Source organism: Peterkaempfera griseoplana (assembly GCF_001418575.1).
Classification (GTDB): Bacteria; Actinomycetota; Actinomycetes; order Streptomycetales; family Streptomycetaceae; genus Peterkaempfera; species Peterkaempfera griseoplana.
The window spans coordinates 1-17,017 of record NZ_LIQR01000099.1 but is presented as its reverse complement, the minus strand read 5'-3'; the positions used below and the strand labels follow the sequence as shown (position 1 = coordinate 17,017).

Genomic DNA, 17,017 nt, shown 5'->3' with positions numbered 1-17,017 from the left:
CGGTCCCCGGCCGGGGACCGGGCGGCGGGAGTGCAGTCACCGACACAGGTCCACCCCGCGCAGCCGCCCGCTGGGCGAGCCGCTGCGCGGGGTGCCGCCCTGCTGGGAGCAGCGGTGGACCCCTCGGCGTCGGCGGGGGAGCGGCTCGGCCGGGTGTTCTGTTGCGCGGGTCTTCGCGGGCGTGTCGGTGGACGGGGTCGCCGCCGGGCCGCGCCGTGGTGCAGGGAACGGGGCCGCCCTCGCCGCCTCGCGTGTGGGCGGGGCCCGGGGTGGAGCTGTCCTGGCGGTCGCGGGGTCAGGCGTCGATGATCACCGGGATGATCATGGGCCTGCGGCGGTGGGTGCGCCAGGCCCAGATGCCGACGGCGCGGGTGATCAGCTGTTCGAGCTGGTGGACGTCGCCGATGCCCTCCTGTGCGGCCTTGGCCAGTGCCTTCTCGATGGCGGGGATCACCGGTTCGAAGGTGGTGTCGTCGTGGACGAAGCCCCGGGCGAGGAAGTCCGGCGGTTCGGTGAGCTTGCCCGTGTCGGCGTCGACGAGGGCGACGACGGTGACGACGCCTTCCTCGGCGAGGGTCCGCCGGTCTTTCAGGGAGCCTTCGGTGGCGCCGCCGACCGTGGTGCCGTCGACGTACACATAGCCGGCGGGGACCTTGCCCGCGACCTTGGCCCGTCCGTCGGCCAGGTCGACGACGACGCCGTCCTCGACGATCACGGCGCGCTCGGGGGCCACCCCGGTGCGCACCGCGATGTCGGCGTTGGCCTGGAGGTGGCGCCACTCGCCGTGCACGGGCATGACGTTGGCGGGCTTGACGATGTTGTAGCAGTAGGCGAGCTCGCCGGCGCTGGCGTGGCCGGAGACGTGGACCTTGGCGTTGCCCTTGTGGACCACGTTGGCGCCCCAGCGGGCGAGGCCGTTGATCACCCGGTAGATGGCGCTCTCGTTCCCGGGGATCAGCGAGCTGGCGAGCAGGACGGTGTCGCCCTTGCCGATGCGGATCTCGTGCTCCCGGTTGGCCATCCGCGACAGCGCGGCCATCGGCTCGCCCTGGGAGCCGGTGCAGACCAGGCAGATCTTCTCGTCGGGCATGCCGTCCAGGTCCCGGGGCTGCACCAGCAGGTCGGGCGGGACGGTGAGGTAGCCGAGTTCCCTGGCGATGCCCATGTTGCGCACCATGGACCGGCCGACGAAGGCGACCTTGCGGCCGTGCGCGTGGGCGGCGTCCAGCACCTGCTGGATACGGTGCACATGGCTGGCGAAGCTGGAGACGATCACCCGGCGGGGCGCGGTGCGGAAGACCTGCTCGATGGCCGGGTTGAGGTCACGCTCGGAGATGGTGAACCCGGGGACCTCCGCGTTGGTGGAGTCCGTCAGGAAGAGGTCCACGCCCTCCTCGCCGAGCCGCGAGAACGCCCGCAGGTCGGTGATGCGGGAGTCCAGCGGGAACTGGTCCATCTTGAAGTCGCCGGTGTGCAGCACCAGCCCGGCGCGGGTGCGCAGGGCCACGGCCAGGCCGTCGGGGATGGAGTGGTTGACGGCGACGAACTCGCAGTCGAACGGCCCGAAGCGGCGGCGGTCGCCCTCCGTGACCCGCACCGACTTCGGGGTGATGCGGTGCTCCTTGAGCTTGGCCTCCAGGAAGGCCAGCGTCAGCCGCGAGCCGACGACGGGGATGTCGCTCCGCTCGCGCAGCAGGTAGGGAACGCCGCCGATGTGGTCCTCGTGGCCGTGGGTCAGCACGACCGCCTCGACGTCGTCCAGGCGGTCGCGGATCCACGTGAAGTCCGGGAGGATCACGTCCACTCCCGGCTGGGTGTCCTCGGGGAAGAGCACGCCGCAGTCGATCACGAGGAGCCGTCCGTCGTGCTCGAAGACGGTCATGTTGCGGCCGATCTCCCCCAGTCCGCCCAGGGGGACGATCCGCAGGGCACCGTCGGGCAGCGGCGGCGGCGGCCCCAGTTCCGGGTGTGGGTGACTCATGACTTCCACGCTACCGGGAGAAGCGCCGAGAAGATCTCCACGGCTGGGCCCGCTCCTGCATCGCCACCCGGACCGCAGGCCGTGGGCCGCTTCACGCTGGCACAGCCGCACCCCATCGCCCGCCCCCCGGCAGTGAACCCCGTGTCGGCGCAGATCCCACCGGGCCGCCGCGCCGCCCTGGCTGCCCGGGCCACGACCGCGCACACCGGGGAAGTGCCCCTCCTGATCCTCCCGCCGGACGGCGTGATCGAGCTCGACCCCCACGACAACGCCCACCCCTGCGCGTGGGCAGGCACCGTCCAGGACGGCGTCCGCGTCGAACACCACCTCCGCGAATGGCTTGTGCCCGACCCGCACAGCGGCGGCGTGCCGGGTATGCGTGTGCCGCCGCCACCTCGGGGACCTGCTGCGCCCCTGACCGCCAGGCCGCAGTGGGCCCGCTCGCCGCGGCAGGCCCCGGCCCCGGTGCCGCCAGCGGCGGCGCCCGTGGCCGGGGCTCGGTGCCGCGCGCTCCGAGCCTGCGGCTGGCGTACCCTTTCGCCCGGCCCGCCCCTACGGCGGCGGCGACCTTCGGGACCGGCCTGGCGACCTCGGTGAACGGCGTCCAGAACGGACTGAGCCGCAGGGACGCGGGCGCCGTGACGGTCCGAGACGTCGCACCGGTGAGCGGCCGGAACTCTGGTGGCGCTGGTGGCGGGCGGTCTGGTGATCGCCGCGGGTGTTGCCTCCGTATGCCCACGTCCACAGCCACTGGCGCAGCAACGGTGCCGTGTACCGCAGGCCGTCGCCGGCGTCGTGTCGCGTGCTTTGTCCTGGAGCTGCTCGCCGCTGACGGGTATGACGAAGGTCAGGCGCGGCCGCCGTAGGTGCGCGGATCCACAGGTTGCTCGGACGTGGGAAGCTTGCCGACCACGAGGCGGTAGGAGTCGCTCACGAGCTCCTTGACCAGCTTCTCGTCGATGGTGCCTCCGCCTTCCACCGTGATCCAGTGCCTCTTGTTCATGTGATAGCCGGGGGTGATGTCTGCGTGCTGCTCCCGCAGTGCTACGGCGTCGTCCGGATCCGCTTTGAGGATCACGACGGGGTGTCCTGGCATGTCGGTCATCAGCATGAAGACCTTGCCCTGCACCTTGTAGAGCTCCCAGGCGGGGTCGAGACGATGCTCCAGGTCGGCGCCGGGCAGGTCCACGGTGCAGTCGCCGGCGATCTTCTGCAGCTCCTGTCCGTCCAAGGTGATCAACTCCTCTGTCGATCTGGGTGCCCTGGCCGCCCGGCCAAGGCTCGATGTGGCGTCTCGCGTATGGCTGCCAGGAGCGACGGCGCCCGCGCGTCGGCGACAGTGGCGGCAGCGGGCGGGGGTGGGGAGACGGTTACGCAGGTGGTGCGATGCGGGCGGCCGCATCCGCGTGCACCGATACGGCGGCACCGCTGCGGGTGTCCACGACGGCGCCGCCGGCCGGCAGCTGATGACCCAGGTTGCCGACGTGCGGCCCGCGACTGCAGAACCGGGACTGGTGTGCATCGTGTGCGCCGGGTGGGGGAACGCCCGGCTGCCGGTTTTTGGTCCCCGCCTCGAAGGCTCCTGTGGTGTGACGTTCGAAGAGACCCGCGGCGGTGGTGTTGCTGGAACCAGCAGCTGGCGTTGGTTCCCGTTCTACATGAAGGTGAACAGCTGGTCGGGCTCGAACCGCGAGACCGGGGTGCTGTATACCTTCGCGGGGTCGGGGTAGCCGAGGGCCAGCAGCACCGTGGTGGTGTGGCCGGTCTCGCGGATCTTGAAGGCCTTGTCGACGCTGGTCGGGTCGAACCCTTCGAGGGGCATGGCTTCGACGCCGAGCTCAGCAGCCGCCATCATGGTCAGACCCATGGCCAGGTAGGTCTGCTTCTCCATCCAGTGGTTCAGGTCCTTGTAGCCGTAGTTGCGCAGATTGAGGAAGTCGCGGGTCATCGACTCCCACAGATCGTGCTTGGCGGGGTCGGGGAACCGGCCGTCGGCCCTTTCCTTGTGGAACACCGCTTCGAGGTGGCTCTCGGGGAGGTCCGCCCTGGTGGTGAGGATGACGGTGTGTGAGGCGTTGAGGATCTTCACGCTGTTGTCCTGGAATCGTTCGCCCAGGTTGGCCGCGAGCCGCTCCTTACCTTCGGGCGTGGCGAGGACGTAGAAGTGGTTGGGCTGGATGTTCGTTGACGACGGGGTCGACCGCAGGAACCTCAGCAGTTGCTGGAGCGTCTCCTCCGGGATGGTCTTGCCGGCGTCGAAGTACCTGGTGAGGTGCTTGTTCATGAGCTTGTCGAGATTCATTTCAACCTGACTTCGTCGTGTGATCAGTGGGGAGAGCGGTGAATCGCGGGTCTGGTCAGTCGGTGGTGCGGGCGAGCAGCTCGTTGATGCGGTCGAAGCTCATACCTGTCGTGGCAGAGGCGAGGTCGCCCGCGACGAGAGCCCGGGTGGCCTGTTCGAGTGCACCCGCGGCGTGGGTGTAGAGCGCCGGGCCCAGGCTGATGCGTTTGACCCCGACCTTCTGGAGCTCAGCGACGGTCAGCACGTTGTCCGATGGTGAGATGAGGACGTTGACCGGTGTCGGCGCGACCGCGGTGACGATCGCGACGAGTGCGTCCAGGTCGGGCGGGAACGGCGCGTAGAGCACATCGGCGCCCGCCTCGGCGAAGGCTGTCAGGCGGCGGATGGTGTCCTCGAGGTCGGGACGCCCTTGAAGGAAGTTGTCCGTGCGACCGGTGATGACGATGCGCCCCTTGGCCGCGTCGACGGCGCTGCGTACGCGGGCGACAGCCTCGTCGAAGCGGCGGATCGGCTGATCGGGGTTGCCCGAGGTGTCTTCGATCCCGATCCCGGCGAGGCCGCATGCGACGGCGGCCGCCACGGTCGTGGCGACGTCCTCGGGCGTCTCGCCGTAACCGTCCTCGAAGTCTCCGTTGACAGGCAGTCCGGTGACCCGGCCGAGCAGCCGCGCATGGTCGAGGTGCTCCTCGCGGGCGACGGCGTGACGTCCGTCGAAGCGGCCAAGCGTGGCGGCGAGCGCCGCCGACGATGTCGCGATCGCCTCGAAGCCGGCATCGGCCAGCACCAGCGCCGAGAGGCCGTCCCAGGCGTTCGGCATGACAAGGCCACCCTCGCGGGTGTGCAGTGCCATGAACCTCTCGTAGAGTTCAGAGCCCGGCATATCGAACCTTTCCTGAATGATCGCCTTGCGAGTGATCGCTCCGGGGCGGTGGGGAGTCCATCGGCTGGGTCCGCCCCCTCGACGGGTTTCGGCGCTCAGCTGGGAGTGCCGACCGGGGCGGGGGAGGGGACGTCGATGTCGGTCTGGTTGATGTTGTTGAGGAAGTTGGTCAGCAGGGCCTGCACTGCGACCGTGGTGATCGCCAGGATCTCCGGGTCGGTGTAGCCGGCGCCTCGCACAGCTGCGAGGTCCGCGTCGCTGACTCGGCCGCGGTTCTCGACCACCTGCTGGGCGAAGCGGGCGACTGCGGCACGCTTGGGGTCGACCGAGCTCCCGGCGCGAGCCAGTTCGATGTCCTGGCTCGACATCCCGCCGAATTCGGACGACACGTACGTGTGAATCGCCAGGCAGTAACCGCACCCGTTGGCCTCGGACACCGCGAGCGCGATGGTGTGCCGGGTCTTCGCGTCCAGAACGCGACTCAGTGAGCCCTGCAGGGTCACGACCGCGTCGAGGACAGTGGGGTTCGAGGCAATGGTCCTGAACATGTTCGGGACGAAGCCGAGCTGCGCGCCGACCTTGCCGAGGGTGTCTCGTGCGGCCGCGGGGGTGTCATCGAGAGAGGGGGTGTTCAGTCGCGACATGGCGGATCAGCCTCCGGTGGGTGTGTGAGGAGTCGCCGAGCCCAGGTTCAGGGCCGAGCATTTTTTGGGCTGTGCAGCCCACTTCTCGGAGCCAACACCATCCGGGACTGGGCTGTCAAGCCCACTTCGGGGTATCGTGTGAGGTATGGAAGCCACCACGCGAGCTCGGGTGCCCGGCAAGCTCACGGACAAGGGCCAGGCGACGCGTGCCCGGATCCTGGAGCATGCCGCAGAACTCATCTACACCAAGGGTGTCCACGCGACGAACAACGAGCAGCTGCGTCGCGCTGCCGGCGTCAGCGGGTCGCAGCTCAACCACTACTTCCCGACCAAGGAGAGTCTCGTCCTGGGAGTGATCGCATGGCAGGCCGATCGCGTCCTCGCGTTCCACCGCGGCGAGCGATTCGCCTCCTTCGACGACCTCGACGCATTCCGGCAGTGGGCGGACTTCTACGTCGGCTACGAGCGCGCCTACCAGGAAGGCTGCACCCTCGGCTCCCTCGCGAGCGAGATCATCAAGACCGACCTCGACGTTCACGATGAGCTGACGAGCGCATTCGGTCAGTGGCGGGACATCTTCCGCGACGGGCTCCAGCACATGCAGCGACTCGGTCGCATCAGCACCGACGCGGATCCGGCACAGCTGGCCAATCTGCTTCTCTCCGCATTCCAGGGCGGCATGCTCCTCGCCCAGGTCGCTCGGGACATCACCCCGCTCAAGGACGCGTTGCAGGCGGCCATCGACTACGTGCAGACCTTCGCAAGCTCTCCCGAAGCCGACGTACTGCAGGTTCGCTGAGCCACCGCGGACTGAGACCGCCATCGAACGCGAAAATGGTCGTATCCGCGACAGCCGGCCCAGCCGACCCGGGCGTCCGTCGAGCACCCGACCCATGAGGCGGGCGCGCGAGACTGTCGCGGCGCGGGCAACTCACCGCGTGCGGGTGACCCGCCCTGCTCTCACCCGCAGCTCACGCGTCCGTCGGCGACGACTGCAGCCAGGCCACGAGGGGCGCTTCCAGGACCGGCGCGACCGGAGAAGGGCTACCGATCGGTGGTCTGCCCGGCGGCGCGTGTGCGGGGGCGCCTCTGCGGGCTTCCGCGTGCTTCGTTCGTGCTCATGCCTGCAACGCTACGCACCCGGTGGCGCCGGGGTGTGGTCCATTTCTGCGACAGATTCCCAGACCAATGTTGCAGTCAGAGCGAGATCACGGTCTGCGGAGCTGTGACACTGACTGTGGACCAGGCTGCACCGCGTGGTCCTCGATCGGCTCGGCGCCAACGGTGATCCGGACCGGCCGAGGTGCGCGATCGATTCGGCCGGCGTCCGCACGGGCAAGAGGGCGCCTGACCGGACCGAATCCGACCCGTCGAGGCAAGCTCGGACGAGGATTCATGTCGTCTGCGACCGGAACGGCTTGCCGATCTCGGCGGGCAGCTCCGGTGCCAACCCGCACGACAGTCAGGCCCTGATCCCGCTGATGCGCGGTATCCCGCCGCTCCGCGCCCGGTTCGGGCCCCGACGCCGACGCCGACGCCGACGCCGACGCCGACGCCGACGCTCGGCCGAGCTGCACGCGGACGAGAGGCGTGGCTTCGACCATCCGCGCGACTGGCTGCGCCGTCGGCACATCGTGCCGCGCGTCGCCCGCCGTGGGATCGAGTCCTCCAGCCGCCTGGGACGGCACCGCCGGGTCGTCGAGCCAACCAGGTCCTGGCTGAACGGCCGCCGACGCCTGCACCGCCGCTGCGAGGGCAAGGCCGGGCACTTCCTCGCCTTCTCCGGTATCGCCAGTGCCCTGATCTGTCACCGCCGCAGCACCCACTGCGACACCACGATCACAGCCCAGGGAGAATGTCGGTGAAGAAGCGGTGATCCTGCGCGAACGTCGGCTGCAACTCCCCGAATTCCTCAGCGGTGACCCAGCGAGCCTCGCTGACCTCCCCTGGACCGAGGGTGAGCTCTCCGCCCGTGACCGCGGCGGTCCACCAGTGCAGTACGAAGCCACCGTCGCCGGTCGTGTTCTCCCAGACCTTGTCGAGGGGAGTCACGCGTAGCCCGATCTCCTCGTGCACTTCACGAACCAGCGTGTCGTGTTGCTGCTCACCCGGCTCGATCGTGCCACTGAGCGGGGCCCAGTAGCCGGTTGTCGTGCTTGCGGACCCCGCAGGATCACCAGGACCTGATCGTCCCTCTGCAGGACGGCCACGACAGCTTCTCGCCTGATTGCGCTCTCCTCCATGGCATGGACACTACCCAAGCCCCATCCGGCGCGGGTGGTGGCCAGGGACTGACGCAGCCCCGACCATCGATCGAGGCACCGTCTGAGGGAACCGCACGTGGGTGAGGAGTCCTCAGGGCAGCACCCTGCACAGTGCGTCGAGTGTGCCTGCCCACGCGCTGTCCGAGGGCGCCGCGTAGTTGACCACCAGGGCGTCCCGTTCGGGCAACTGCCATCCGCAGTCCGCCACTTCGCAGCGGAACTGCGTCAGCCCCCTGACCGCCAGACCGTGCCGTGCCGCGGCCTGGACCACCGGGATCTCGGTTCCACGCGGGAGTTCGAGGACCGTTTGCAGTCCTGCCGCCATCCCGGTCACACGAATGCCGGGTGCCTTCTGGCGCAGGACCTCGACCAGCTGATCGCGGCGACGACGGTAGCGCAGCCGCATCGAACGCACATGACGGTCGTACGCACCCGAGGCGATGAATTCCGCCAGCGTCAGCTGCTCCAGGGCACTCGTCATGTAGTCGCCGTGCCCTTTGGCCGCCACGATCTGCGGGACGAGGTCCTCCGGCAGCACCATCCATCCGAGCCGTACCCCCGGTGCCAGGGACTTGCTCACGGAACCGAAGTACACCACCCGCTCCGGATCGAGGCACTGCAGGGCCCCCACCGGCTGACGGTCGTACCGGAACTCCCCGTCGTAGTCGTCCTCAAGGATCAGGCCGCCCGTGGCACGTGCCCACTCCACGGCCGCCGTGCGCCGCTGCGGACTGAGCGCGACCCCCGTCGGGTACTGGTGCGCCGGGGTCATCAGCACCGCCCCCACCTTGCGCAGTCGCGCCAGGTCGTCGACGCGTGCACCGTGGTCATCGACGTCGAGGGGCGGGGTGTGCAGACCGGCGTTCGCCAGCAGGCCGCGATACAGGCCGAGTCCGTAGGCCTCGACGGCGACCTCCCGCACCCGTCGCGCCCTGAGCGCCTGCGCCATCAGTGCCAGGCCGTGGTGGAAACCGGAACAGACGACGATCCGCTCCGGCTGCGCGTACACCCCGCGGGCCCGCGCCAGGTAGTCCGCGAGTGCGGTGCGCAGCTCCATCCGGCCGCGGGCGTCGCCGTAGCCGAAGGCGTCGTGTGGCGCGGCGGTCAAAGCCCGACGGGCCACGGCGAGCCACTGCGTGCGCGGAAAGGTCGCCAGGTCCGGTGCACCCGTCTGCAGGTCGTACCGGGGACGGGGCTCGTCCGGACTTGTGCGCAGAGCGTCGGGCGGGGGCTTGTGCGGCTCGACCCGGGTGGCCACCCGGGTGCCGGAGCCCTGCTGGGCGGTGAGCCAGCCCTCGGCGATCAGTTCGGCGTAGGACTCGACCACGGTGTTGCGGGCGACGCCGAGATCCGCAGCCAGTGCGCGGGAGGCCGGCAGCCGGCTGCCCGGCGCCAGCCGTCCCGTGCGCACGGCCTGCCTCAAGGCGTCGGTGAGCCCTGCACGCAGCCTGGGTCCGTGCAGCTCCAGATGCAGGTCGGCACCGCCCGCGGAGGGCTGACCGGACGCGGAATTGGTCCGGGAACCTGTCATGTAAATGCACCGTACTCCCATACCATCGACTGGCCGGTTGTCCCATGGGGCCGCGCTGCGCACCTGCGCAGCCTTGCTGCGGTGAGAACCGAGCGCGGTGTCGTGCGGCGAGTGTGTCCGCCGCAGGCGCGGACCGGTCGGCGTGATCGTCTGTGGTGTCCTCAGCAGGACCACGAGTGCGCTTCCCCGAGCCGGATCTTCCGCGCACCGGCCTCCTCGCCTTCCAGGCGACGGCACGGAGGTCCCCAAGGCGGGGTGGGCCGCCGGCGAGGTTGAGGCGGCGAGGGCTCGAAACGGAGCGCACGCGCACCATGCGTCGCCGCGTCAGCCCCCGCCCCTGCTCCTGCGGAGCTGCTACAAGATCGCCATGGGCGTCACCATGGGGGCAGGGGCCTGGCACGCAGGGGAGGCCAAGGATCGTGATCCGCGAGCGTTCCTGCGCTCGACAGACGGCCCCATGTCGCATCAACCGTATGTCACACCGTAGTTGGCGGCCCACTCATGCTTCAGGTCGTCCTCGTTCGCGTGCCCGAACGTGTACGCAGGAGAGTCCACCCGCAGCGCCCGGTCCACCCGAATCAGTACGGCCTCGTGGCACGGGTAGACGGGATCGCCGTGGGTGTTCAGCACCCACTGGCGGGACCAGTCGTACACCGGGTCGCCTTCCCCTCGGATTTCGGCTGTTCCCTTGAAGCGGTACCCCCGCCGGAGCAGGAAGTCGATTATGTTGACCTCAACCCGCGGATTGTGCCGGAGGTTCTCCACCGTATTGGGCGAGGCCATGTTCATGAATACCAGGTGATCGTCGTCGTAGACGCGCACGGACCCCTTGGGGGAGAGGTTCGGAGAGCCGTCCTCGCAGACCGTCGCAACGAACGCAAGCTTGGCGCTGGTGACGATCTGCCGCATGTCCTCAGTGATTATTCCCATCGCTCCTCAACCTTTCTGCGACGTCTGCGTGCCCCGCCTCCTGGACTGTCGCGACGCAGCCCTTTTCGAGTGCGTGGCACAGCGGGCTGATGGCTTGGGTGGCTCCAGGCTGCCCGCCCTGCGCTGATGCACGGGTGGCCTCCCGATCGCGTGGACGCCTCTCGTCCGCAGATGCTCGGTCCGTGATCACATCCGCCCGAACGGCCGTTTTTGGGGACGGGTCCCGGAACGCGGAACCCGACCGGCCGTTCCCCGCCTACGGCGCCACGGTGAACCGGCAGGACCGCCTGATGCGCGCCCCGGTCGGCCGTGCCGTGTCCGGCGGGCGTCGTGAGCCGGTGTCAGGGCCCGGCGACACCCCGTCGTGGATGTGCTCAGGTGAGCACGATCTTCTTGCCGCCGGCCTGTCCGGCGGACACCCGGGCGTAAGCGGCCGGCCCTTCACTGAACGGGACCGCTTCCACGTTCTGCTTCAGTTTCCCCTCCGCGACCGCCTCCGCCAGATGGGCAAGCTGAGCGCCATCGGGCCGGATGTAGAGGTCCACAGTGGTGATACCGCGCTCCTCCGCGGGCGCGTCCGAGGTCAGCGACACCAGCCGCCCACCGTCCCGCAGCAGCGACAGGGCGGCCTGCGCGGTGCCCTCCGCGGCGATCAGCGCACCATCGAACCCGCCGCGAACCCGGCCGGTCCAATCCGAGTCGTGGTAGTCGACGACCTCCAGCGCACCCAGACGACGCAGGCGCTCAGCAGCCGAAGCGGACGCCGTCACCGTCACCTCGATCCCCCGGGCAGCAGCAAGTTGCAACGCCAGCACACCGGTCGCCCCACCACCATTGGTGATCAGAAGCCGGTGTCCCTGGTTGAGTCCCAGCGCCTCCAGCGACTGGTACGCCGTGAGCCCGGCAACCGGCAGCGCCCCCGCCTGCACCGGATCCAGCCCCGCCGGGCTGATGGCAGCACTGGCCGCGGTGATCAGCACCCGCTCAGCCCAGAAGCCACTGCCTCCGGGCAACGGGGCCTCGTGCGCCAGCACCCGGTCACCGACGGCGAAGCCCTCGACGTCAGGACCCACGGCCACGACCCGGCCCGCACCCTCCACACCCAGCGCCGCCGGCGGACGCAGCCCCACATCCCAGCCCGTACCGTTCAGCAACTGGTCCCACGGACCGACACCGGCCGCCTCCACCTCCAGCAGAAGCTGACCAGCACCAGGGGCCGGCGGCTCAGGCACCTCCAGGAGGACAACGTCCGCACCGGGCCCGGACACTCCGCTTGCCTTCATGGTGATCTCCTTCACTCGGCCGGCCGACGGCAGGTACAGGCCGGCTGTCATTTCTTGACTCTGTTGCATTACTTTGGCGCCGGCGATATTCACCTTAACGCCGAATAATCGGATTGGGCCCCGTGCCGGGCTGGGCTGACAGGGAGGATCGAGGCGTTCGCGGTCTGTGCGCTGCAGCCGTTTCCCATGCCGTGGATGGGTGAATAGGTGGTCGGTTTTCGAACTGTGTGCCGAACTTGTCGACGGTCTCTCGTGCGCCCGCGGGGGCGCCGGAGGGAGGGGCGTGTCCAGTCGCGACACGGCGGGAGCAGCCCCTCCGGTGGGTGCCCGAGCAGTCGCCGAGCCCAGGTGGTCAGGCTAAGCATTTTGGGCTGCTTAGCCCACTTCTCTGAGCCAACACCATGCAGTACTGGGCTGTCAAGCCCACTCTGCGGTTGTGGATCCAGGCCGCCAGGGACCAGGGTGGGTGGGTAGGCAGAGATGATCTTGCGTCGCGGTGGTCAGGGACTTGCCGCTTCCTGGGGCGTGGGGCTCGTGCCTGTCTGCGTTCAGCCCGATCTGCTGACTCCGGGCCTTCGCGCCGCAGCGGAGGCCCACCCCATGCCAGGACGGCATACGCGGCAGCCGGTTCCACCGCGGCGCAGCCCGTTCAGTCCTTCTCTCTGAGGGTGTGCAGTTGGCGGCGCTGCTCTTCGGCGCGGGCGGCGGCCTGCTGCGCCCGCCGTCGTGCGGTCTGGTGGGCCTCTTCGGCTCGGTCGGCTTCCTGGCGGGTCAGCCGCCGGGGCGGGGAGTACCGCCCGGCTATGAGCTGCGGGAGGCTGCGGCCGGTGGTCGCCCCCAGCTTCGCGGCCAGGTACTGCACAGGGCCGGCGATCACGGTCGCGAGCACCACGACCCACAGCAGGTTCGTGCCGTAGCGGGCTCCGGCCGTCATGTTGGTCACGACGTTGCCGGGGTCCACGTAGGCGATCGCGGCGACGAATGCCGGCCTGCAGCGTTTGAAGCGGACAGCGCGGGTTCGGCGGAGCTGTAGGTCGGGTGTGGGGGAAAGCGTGGTCACGGCTGCTCCCTGGGGCGTGAGAGGACCAGCGGTCCCGGGCAGTCCCGGCTCGGTCGCCGGCGCGTGCTGCCGATCCCAGGAAGGCCCGGCGGGAGCCCCCCGGAGCGGTCGGGGAGCCGGCCGGGACAGAGGGCGGCCTGCATCTGCTCGGCGTTCCTCTGCGAGCCCGTACCGGGCAGGCTGCCACGCCCGTGTCGGCCCGGACAGCCGGGTGCGGCGCGCGGGGGGAGCTCCGGGAGGCCGGACCGGGCGCCGTCGCGATCTCGGTCCAACGGGGATCGGGCGGTGGACCGGGTCGTGAGGCCTTGGATGGGACCCGGCCGGCCATCCATCCACTGCCCGGGCAGCACAGTGCGCGCGTGCAGATGCTCCCCGACGATGTCGGCGTCGGTCTCCCGCCGTGGCGTGGCCACTGGCCGTGGGCTGGCGACTGATCTCCGCCGCGGGCCGCCGAGGAGCGGAGCCCTCGGCAGGGACGGTCGGGGCCGTTGACCTGCTCGGTGTCGATCACGACCCCGCGGTTCTGGCCGATTGACCGAGGTCACCGGCGGCACCCGATTGCCTCGGCGTTGCTGAAGTCACCGGCCGGATACGCCTTCGCGGCTTCTGACCGGACTTGTTGGGGAACGCGACGAAGCCATGCGCGATCAGTACCTGGCCGCGCGGCCCGGTCAGAGCTCTTCCCGTCGGTCGGTCACGGTGCGGCCCGTGTACACAGAAGATCAGCAGTCACTCGCCCTGTCCGGTCCCGGCGACATCCCGAGGACTTCAGCTCAGGGCCGGATAGTCGCCGGCAGCGAGGTCGTCGATCAGGCTTGGGTGGGTGGGCTCCCAGCCGAACCGTTCCCGGGTCAGGGCACTCGACGATGGCATGTCAAGGGCGAACAGGCGGCCGATGAGGCCGAAGCGCTCAGGCGGCGCCGACTCGACCGGCACCCCGAGAACGCCGCCGACAGCCTCGGCCAGCGACCGCATGGTGTCGCCCTCGTCGGCTACCGCGTTCAGTACCGAGCCGGGCGCAGCGTCCTCGAGTGCGATGCGGAACAGCCGGGCGGCGTCAAGCCGGTTGACTGCCGGCCATCGTTGTGCGCCGTCGCCGACATACGGTGCCACGCCCGTCTTCTGCGCGGCCGCGATGAGCGCCGTGCAGAAGCCGTACGCCGACCCGCGCTGGTGCACGGAGCGCGGCAGCCGCACGACAGAGGACCGGACACCCTGGGCGGCCAGGGAAAGTACCGCGTCGCAGGTGCGGCCGCGGCCGCCGACCGGACCCTCGGTGGTGTTGGGGTCCTCCTCGGTGGAGACGTGGCCTGGCACCATGGGCGTGAGGCCGGCATGCACAAACGGCTTGTCACTGCCCACGAGTGCGACCGCGAGGGTCTGCACGGCGCGCGCCTCCTCGCCGATCGCCTGCTCCAGATTGCTCCAGTCGTTGCTGAAAGCCAGGTTGATGACACCGTCGGCCTGCGTGGCGCCGACGCGGAGGCTGTCGAGGTCGGTGAGGTCGCCGCGGAGCGGCGTCCCGCCGGCGGCGGCGACGGCCGTAGCGGCGGCATCGGAGCGGACCAGGCCGAGGACCTCGTGACCAGCTTCGATGAGTTCGGGCACGACAACTGAGCCGATGCTGCCGCTGACGCCGGTGACGAACACGCGCATGCGAGCTCCAGATGACTGCTGTGACGCTGTGTCGCAGGGCAGGAACTGGCGGTCCGGGCCCTTCGCGTGCCGCCGCCGCTGGAACGTTCCCGACGCGGCGACCGCATCTTCTCTGCCCCGGCCACCACCTTAATCAGTGCCTGCATGTCGTGCCGAGCCGGACGCGCGCGAGCGACTCGTTGCGGCTGCGGGTCGCCTCAGTCGTTCTCCGAGACGATCCGACACCGCCCCGCATCTCCGCCACCAGCCGCACACTGCACCGCGGGCCGCCCCAACCGATCCCGATCCGTCATCGGTGAGGGCGTCGAGCCGTGGGCTGCCGATGCCACGGGTCAGACTCCGCTGCATTGCTGCTCAGGCGCAGGTGACCGCGGCCGTCGAACCCGGGTGCCGATGGGGCATGCCCCGGTCGGCGTGCCCCAGTCGGTCTGCCCCGGTCGTCGGTGTACCCGTCCAGCCCGCGGCATCGGCTATCCCTCCGAGGAGTCCGCCAGGCCGCCCGCGCGGCGACGAAGGCAACAGCGCGGTGTTGTCGCGCAGACGCTGGCGCAGCCCGGCCGAATCCTCCAGCAGGTCGAGGACCTTGAGCGAGGCGGCGGCGATCACCGGGGCGAGGGAGTTGGAGAAGAGGTACGAGCGGTAGCACGCTGGCAAAACCCCACATCCGCGCCCAGGTCCAGCACAAGGCGGCCACCACCGGCGGCATCGTCATCGACACCCGCATCGGCTACACCGCCCCCATCGGCTCCACCGACGACGCCAGGCTGCGCCACCTGACCGTCGCCCCGCCACGCCGCCCGGCTCTTCGACGCCCAGCAGCAGGGCGCCACCGACCAGCGCCTCCAAGAGAGCGCCGCCGAAGCACTCAGTGATGGTCTGGGCGTGATCGTCAGTTGCTGATCGTCGATGTGATGTCAGTGGAGGGCTTGGCTTGAACAGGGACAAGTTGCTGACGTCCTCTGCCGACTACTTGTGACACGAGTGACGAAAGCCGGTGCCAACGTCGTGCAGACCGGTATGGCATGCGCAGCGGCGGGGGACTGGGGCGTCGGGGCCTCGACGCCTGGGTCACCCACCTCGACATACACAGGTGCGACCGCCTCGGTGACGTACTGGCCGTCAATGTCCCTTGCGGGGCTCGGGCTTGGCGGGGGACAGGCCGTGGAGGAGGTAGTCGATGAGGTGGGTGAGGACGTCCTCGGCTTGGTGGGGGCTGAGGAGTCCGCGGGCACGGTAAGTGGCCACGCCGTGGACGGCGCTGGTGACGGCCTGGACGATCTGTTCGGGGTCGCCGGGCCTGATCTCGCCGTCGGCTTGTCCTTTGGTGGTGGAGTCGCGCAGGCCGGCGCCCAGGCGTTCGACGGCTGCGGTGAACTCTTCGGAGGTGTCGGGGCTGTGGTGGCCGGCGTACATCAGGTCGAGCAGTGCGGCGTTGGCGCTCATGAACTGCAGGTACGCCGTGGCGTGGGCGGTGAGCCGCTGGGCGAAGGTCTCGGCGGGCTCCTCGGCTTGCCTGAGCGCTGTGTGGAGCCGGTCGAAGCCGTTCAGGGCGAGGGCGTCCAGGAGCGCCTGCTTGTCCTTGAAGTGGCGGCGGGGCGCGGCGTGGCTGACCCCGATGTCGCGGGCCAGTTCCCGCAGGGACAGTGCCTCGACGCCTCGCTCGGTCAAGATCTGCTCGGCTCGCTCCAGCAGTGCGGCGGGCAGGTCTCCGTGGTGGTAGGGGCGCTTCATGGTCATGCGAGCACTATATGTTGTCGACGTCACCATTGATGTCACTGGCATCATTGTTGCCATCGTCTACATTGGAGGTGTCGGGCTGACGGCCCGAGACCGTCCAGGCGCACACAAGGGAGAGACAGACCATGAACCGTTTTGCACTGCGGGCCGGTGCCGCGGCAGCCGCTCTGACGCTGGGCGGCGCCGCGCTCACCCCTGTACTTGCCGCGGCGGCAAACGGACCGTCGTCGTCGCCGTCGTCGGTTGCCGCGGCTGCGGTCCGCCCTGCGCGGGCGGCGCAGATCCAGCGCATCGAGGACCTGCCCGCCCGCACGGTGGCAGCGGACGGCAGGAGCCACGAGGTGAGCGTGGAGTACCACGGCACTTTCCCCGCGGCCCGAACCGCCTCCGTGCAGCTGCTGGTCGAAGGCGCCGGTGGCGGCAGCGGGTACCTCTCACCCGGACAGGTGCGCGTGGAACGCCTGGACGCGGCCGGCCACCGGTGGCGCAGCGTGCGGCTGGGCTGCCAGACCGGCACCCTCTACACCGCCGTCCGCCCCACCGGCGGCACCCTGGTCGCCGGCGGCGAGCTCCACGACCACTACCGCGTCACCGCCGTGCGCACCAGCGCCACCCCCCGCCTCCTGCTGCAGCCCCGCCTCCTCGTGCACTGACCGCAGCAGCCCGCCCCGCCCACTCCTGCGGACACGTGAGCGGTGCAGGGGCCGGTGCGGCCGTGGGTGGAGGGGCTGTGCGGCGTGCGGTGCGCG

General features: G+C 69.9%; 15 protein-coding genes and 2 pseudogenes. 4 read left to right on the top strand and 13 right to left on the bottom strand.

Translation table 11 applies throughout. The features are described from left to right. Window positions 1-295 precede the first annotated feature (295 nt). The 5 genes from AOK09_RS08190 to AOK09_RS08170 all read right to left on the bottom strand — a co-directional run bounded on the left by AOK09_RS08190 (window position 296) and on the right by AOK09_RS08170 (window position 5,807). Window positions 296-1,981, bottom strand: a complete 1,686-nt coding sequence (locus AOK09_RS08190; protein WP_055586454.1) for a ribonuclease J — start codon at window positions 1,979-1,981, stop codon at window positions 296-298. Window positions 1,982-2,828: 847 nt separating this feature from the next. Then, entirely contained in the window at window positions 2,829-3,212 is a 384-nt protein-coding gene (locus tag AOK09_RS08185; protein ID WP_055586455.1) for an MmcQ/YjbR family DNA-binding protein, read from the bottom strand. Between the two features lie 423 nt (window positions 3,213-3,635). Then, window positions 3,636-4,283: a nitroreductase family protein gene (locus AOK09_RS08180; protein ID WP_055586453.1), complete on the bottom strand. Its 648-nt coding sequence runs from the start codon at window positions 4,281-4,283 to the stop codon at window positions 3,636-3,638. 55 nt (window positions 4,284-4,338) lie between these two features. After that, window positions 4,339-5,133 carry an isocitrate lyase/PEP mutase family protein gene (locus tag AOK09_RS08175; RefSeq protein WP_245687178.1) on the bottom strand — a complete coding sequence of 265 codons (795 nt, stop codon included), beginning with the start codon at window positions 5,131-5,133 and terminating at the stop codon, window positions 4,339-4,341. A 125-nt stretch (window positions 5,134-5,258) separates the two neighbouring features. Next, window positions 5,259-5,807 (bottom strand): carboxymuconolactone decarboxylase family protein, encoded by a 549-nt coding sequence (locus AOK09_RS08170; protein ID WP_055586451.1) that lies wholly within the window; start codon window positions 5,805-5,807, stop codon window positions 5,259-5,261. A 145-nt stretch (window positions 5,808-5,952) separates the two neighbouring features. On the opposite strand from AOK09_RS08170, the gene AOK09_RS08165 reads away from it, so the two are divergent. Both AOK09_RS08165 and AOK09_RS41865 read left to right on the top strand, forming a co-directional pair. Then, window positions 5,953-6,606, top strand: a complete 654-nt coding sequence (locus AOK09_RS08165) for a TetR/AcrR family transcriptional regulator (RefSeq protein ID WP_055586450.1) — start codon at window positions 5,953-5,955, stop codon at window positions 6,604-6,606. 457 nt (window positions 6,607-7,063) lie between these two features. Continuing rightward, a complete protein-coding gene (locus AOK09_RS41865; protein WP_407675368.1) occupies window positions 7,064-7,672 on the top strand; it encodes a transposase in 609 nt (202 codons plus the stop codon). Here the strand turns inward: AOK09_RS41865 and AOK09_RS08160 are convergent. The 7 genes and pseudogenes from AOK09_RS08160 to AOK09_RS38915 form a co-directional block, all read right to left on the bottom strand. After that, a complete protein-coding gene (locus AOK09_RS08160; RefSeq protein ID WP_245687179.1) occupies window positions 7,647-7,925 on the bottom strand; it encodes an NUDIX hydrolase in 279 nt (92 codons plus the stop codon). The two genes, AOK09_RS41865 and AOK09_RS08160, sit on opposite strands and share 26 nt — an antisense overlap. A 237-nt stretch (window positions 7,926-8,162) precedes the next feature. Further along, on the bottom strand, window positions 8,163-9,602 hold the full coding sequence (gene pdxR, locus AOK09_RS08155; RefSeq protein ID WP_055586449.1) for a MocR-like pyridoxine biosynthesis transcription factor PdxR: 1,440 nt from the start codon (window positions 9,600-9,602) through the stop codon (window positions 8,163-8,165). A gap of 465 nt (window positions 9,603-10,067) precedes the next feature. Beyond that, window positions 10,068-10,532, bottom strand: coding sequence for a pyridoxamine 5'-phosphate oxidase family protein (locus AOK09_RS08150; RefSeq protein ID WP_055586448.1), 465 nt, complete (start codon window positions 10,530-10,532; stop codon window positions 10,068-10,070). A gap of 374 nt (window positions 10,533-10,906) precedes the next feature. After that, on the bottom strand, window positions 10,907-11,866 hold the full coding sequence (locus AOK09_RS08145) for an NADP-dependent oxidoreductase (RefSeq protein ID WP_055586447.1): 960 nt from the start codon (window positions 11,864-11,866) through the stop codon (window positions 10,907-10,909). Between the two features lie 598 nt (window positions 11,867-12,464). Beyond that, the gene (locus AOK09_RS43620; protein ID WP_055586446.1) at window positions 12,465-12,875 is read right to left on the bottom strand and encodes an Nramp family divalent metal transporter; all 411 of its coding nucleotides are present in this window, start codon (window positions 12,873-12,875) and stop codon (window positions 12,465-12,467) included. A gap of 768 nt (window positions 12,876-13,643) precedes the next feature. Beyond that, complete coding sequence (locus tag AOK09_RS08135) at window positions 13,644-14,531, bottom strand: SDR family oxidoreductase (RefSeq protein ID WP_055586445.1); 888 nt, start codon at window positions 14,529-14,531, stop codon at window positions 13,644-13,646. A 519-nt stretch (window positions 14,532-15,050) separates the two neighbouring features. Next, window positions 15,051-15,170 (bottom strand): annotated as a pseudogene (locus AOK09_RS38915) (glycine C-acetyltransferase); the annotation flags it as partial. Window positions 15,171-15,184: 14 nt separating this feature from the next. On the opposite strand from AOK09_RS38915, the pseudogene tpg reads away from it, so the two are divergent. Beyond that, window positions 15,185-15,404, top strand: a pseudogene (tpg, locus tag AOK09_RS41855) (telomere-protecting terminal protein Tpg); the annotation flags it as partial. Window positions 15,405-15,650: 246 nt separating this feature from the next. Here tpg and AOK09_RS08125 read toward each other — a convergent pair. Further along, entirely contained in the window at window positions 15,651-16,268 is a 618-nt protein-coding gene (locus AOK09_RS08125; RefSeq protein ID WP_055586443.1) for a TetR/AcrR family transcriptional regulator, read from the bottom strand. 125 nt (window positions 16,269-16,393) lie between these two features. Between AOK09_RS08125 and AOK09_RS08120 the strand changes: the two genes are divergently transcribed. Continuing rightward, window positions 16,394-16,921, top strand: a complete 528-nt coding sequence (locus AOK09_RS08120) for a hypothetical protein (RefSeq protein ID WP_055586442.1) — start codon at window positions 16,394-16,396, stop codon at window positions 16,919-16,921. Window positions 16,922-17,017: the final 96 nt, after the last annotated feature.

What these genes read in the sequence shown, in the direction of transcription:
- AOK09_RS08190 (WP_055586454.1), bottom strand. Translation starts at nt 1,981, where the DNA reads ATGAGTCACCCACACCCGGAACTGGGGCCGCCGCCGCCGCTGCCCGAC.
- AOK09_RS08180 (WP_055586453.1), bottom strand. Translation starts at nt 4,283, where the DNA reads ATGAATCTCGACAAGCTCATGAACAAGCACCTCACCAGGTACTTCGAC.
- AOK09_RS08175 (WP_245687178.1), bottom strand. Translation starts at nt 5,133, where the DNA reads ATGGCACTGCACACCCGCGAGGGTGGCCTTGTCATGCCGAACGCCTGG.
- AOK09_RS08170 (WP_055586451.1), bottom strand. Translation starts at nt 5,807, where the DNA reads ATGTCGCGACTGAACACCCCCTCTCTCGATGACACCCCCGCGGCCGCA.
- AOK09_RS08165 (WP_055586450.1), top strand. Translation starts at nt 5,953, where the DNA reads ATGGAAGCCACCACGCGAGCTCGGGTGCCCGGCAAGCTCACGGACAAG.
- pdxR (WP_055586449.1), bottom strand. Translation starts at nt 9,602, where the DNA reads ATGACAGGTTCCCGGACCAATTCCGCGTCCGGTCAGCCCTCCGCGGGC.
- AOK09_RS08150 (WP_055586448.1), bottom strand. Translation starts at nt 10,532, where the DNA reads ATGGGAATAATCACTGAGGACATGCGGCAGATCGTCACCAGCGCCAAG.
- AOK09_RS08145 (WP_055586447.1), bottom strand. Translation starts at nt 11,866, where the DNA reads ATGACAGCCGGCCTGTACCTGCCGTCGGCCGGCCGAGTGAAGGAGATC.
- AOK09_RS08135 (WP_055586445.1), bottom strand. Translation starts at nt 14,531, where the DNA reads ATGCGCGTGTTCGTCACCGGCGTCAGCGGCAGCATCGGCTCAGTTGTC.
- AOK09_RS08125 (WP_055586443.1), bottom strand. Translation starts at nt 16,268, where the DNA reads ATGACCATGAAGCGCCCCTACCACCACGGAGACCTGCCCGCCGCACTG.
- AOK09_RS08120 (WP_055586442.1), top strand. Translation starts at nt 16,394, where the DNA reads ATGAACCGTTTTGCACTGCGGGCCGGTGCCGCGGCAGCCGCTCTGACG.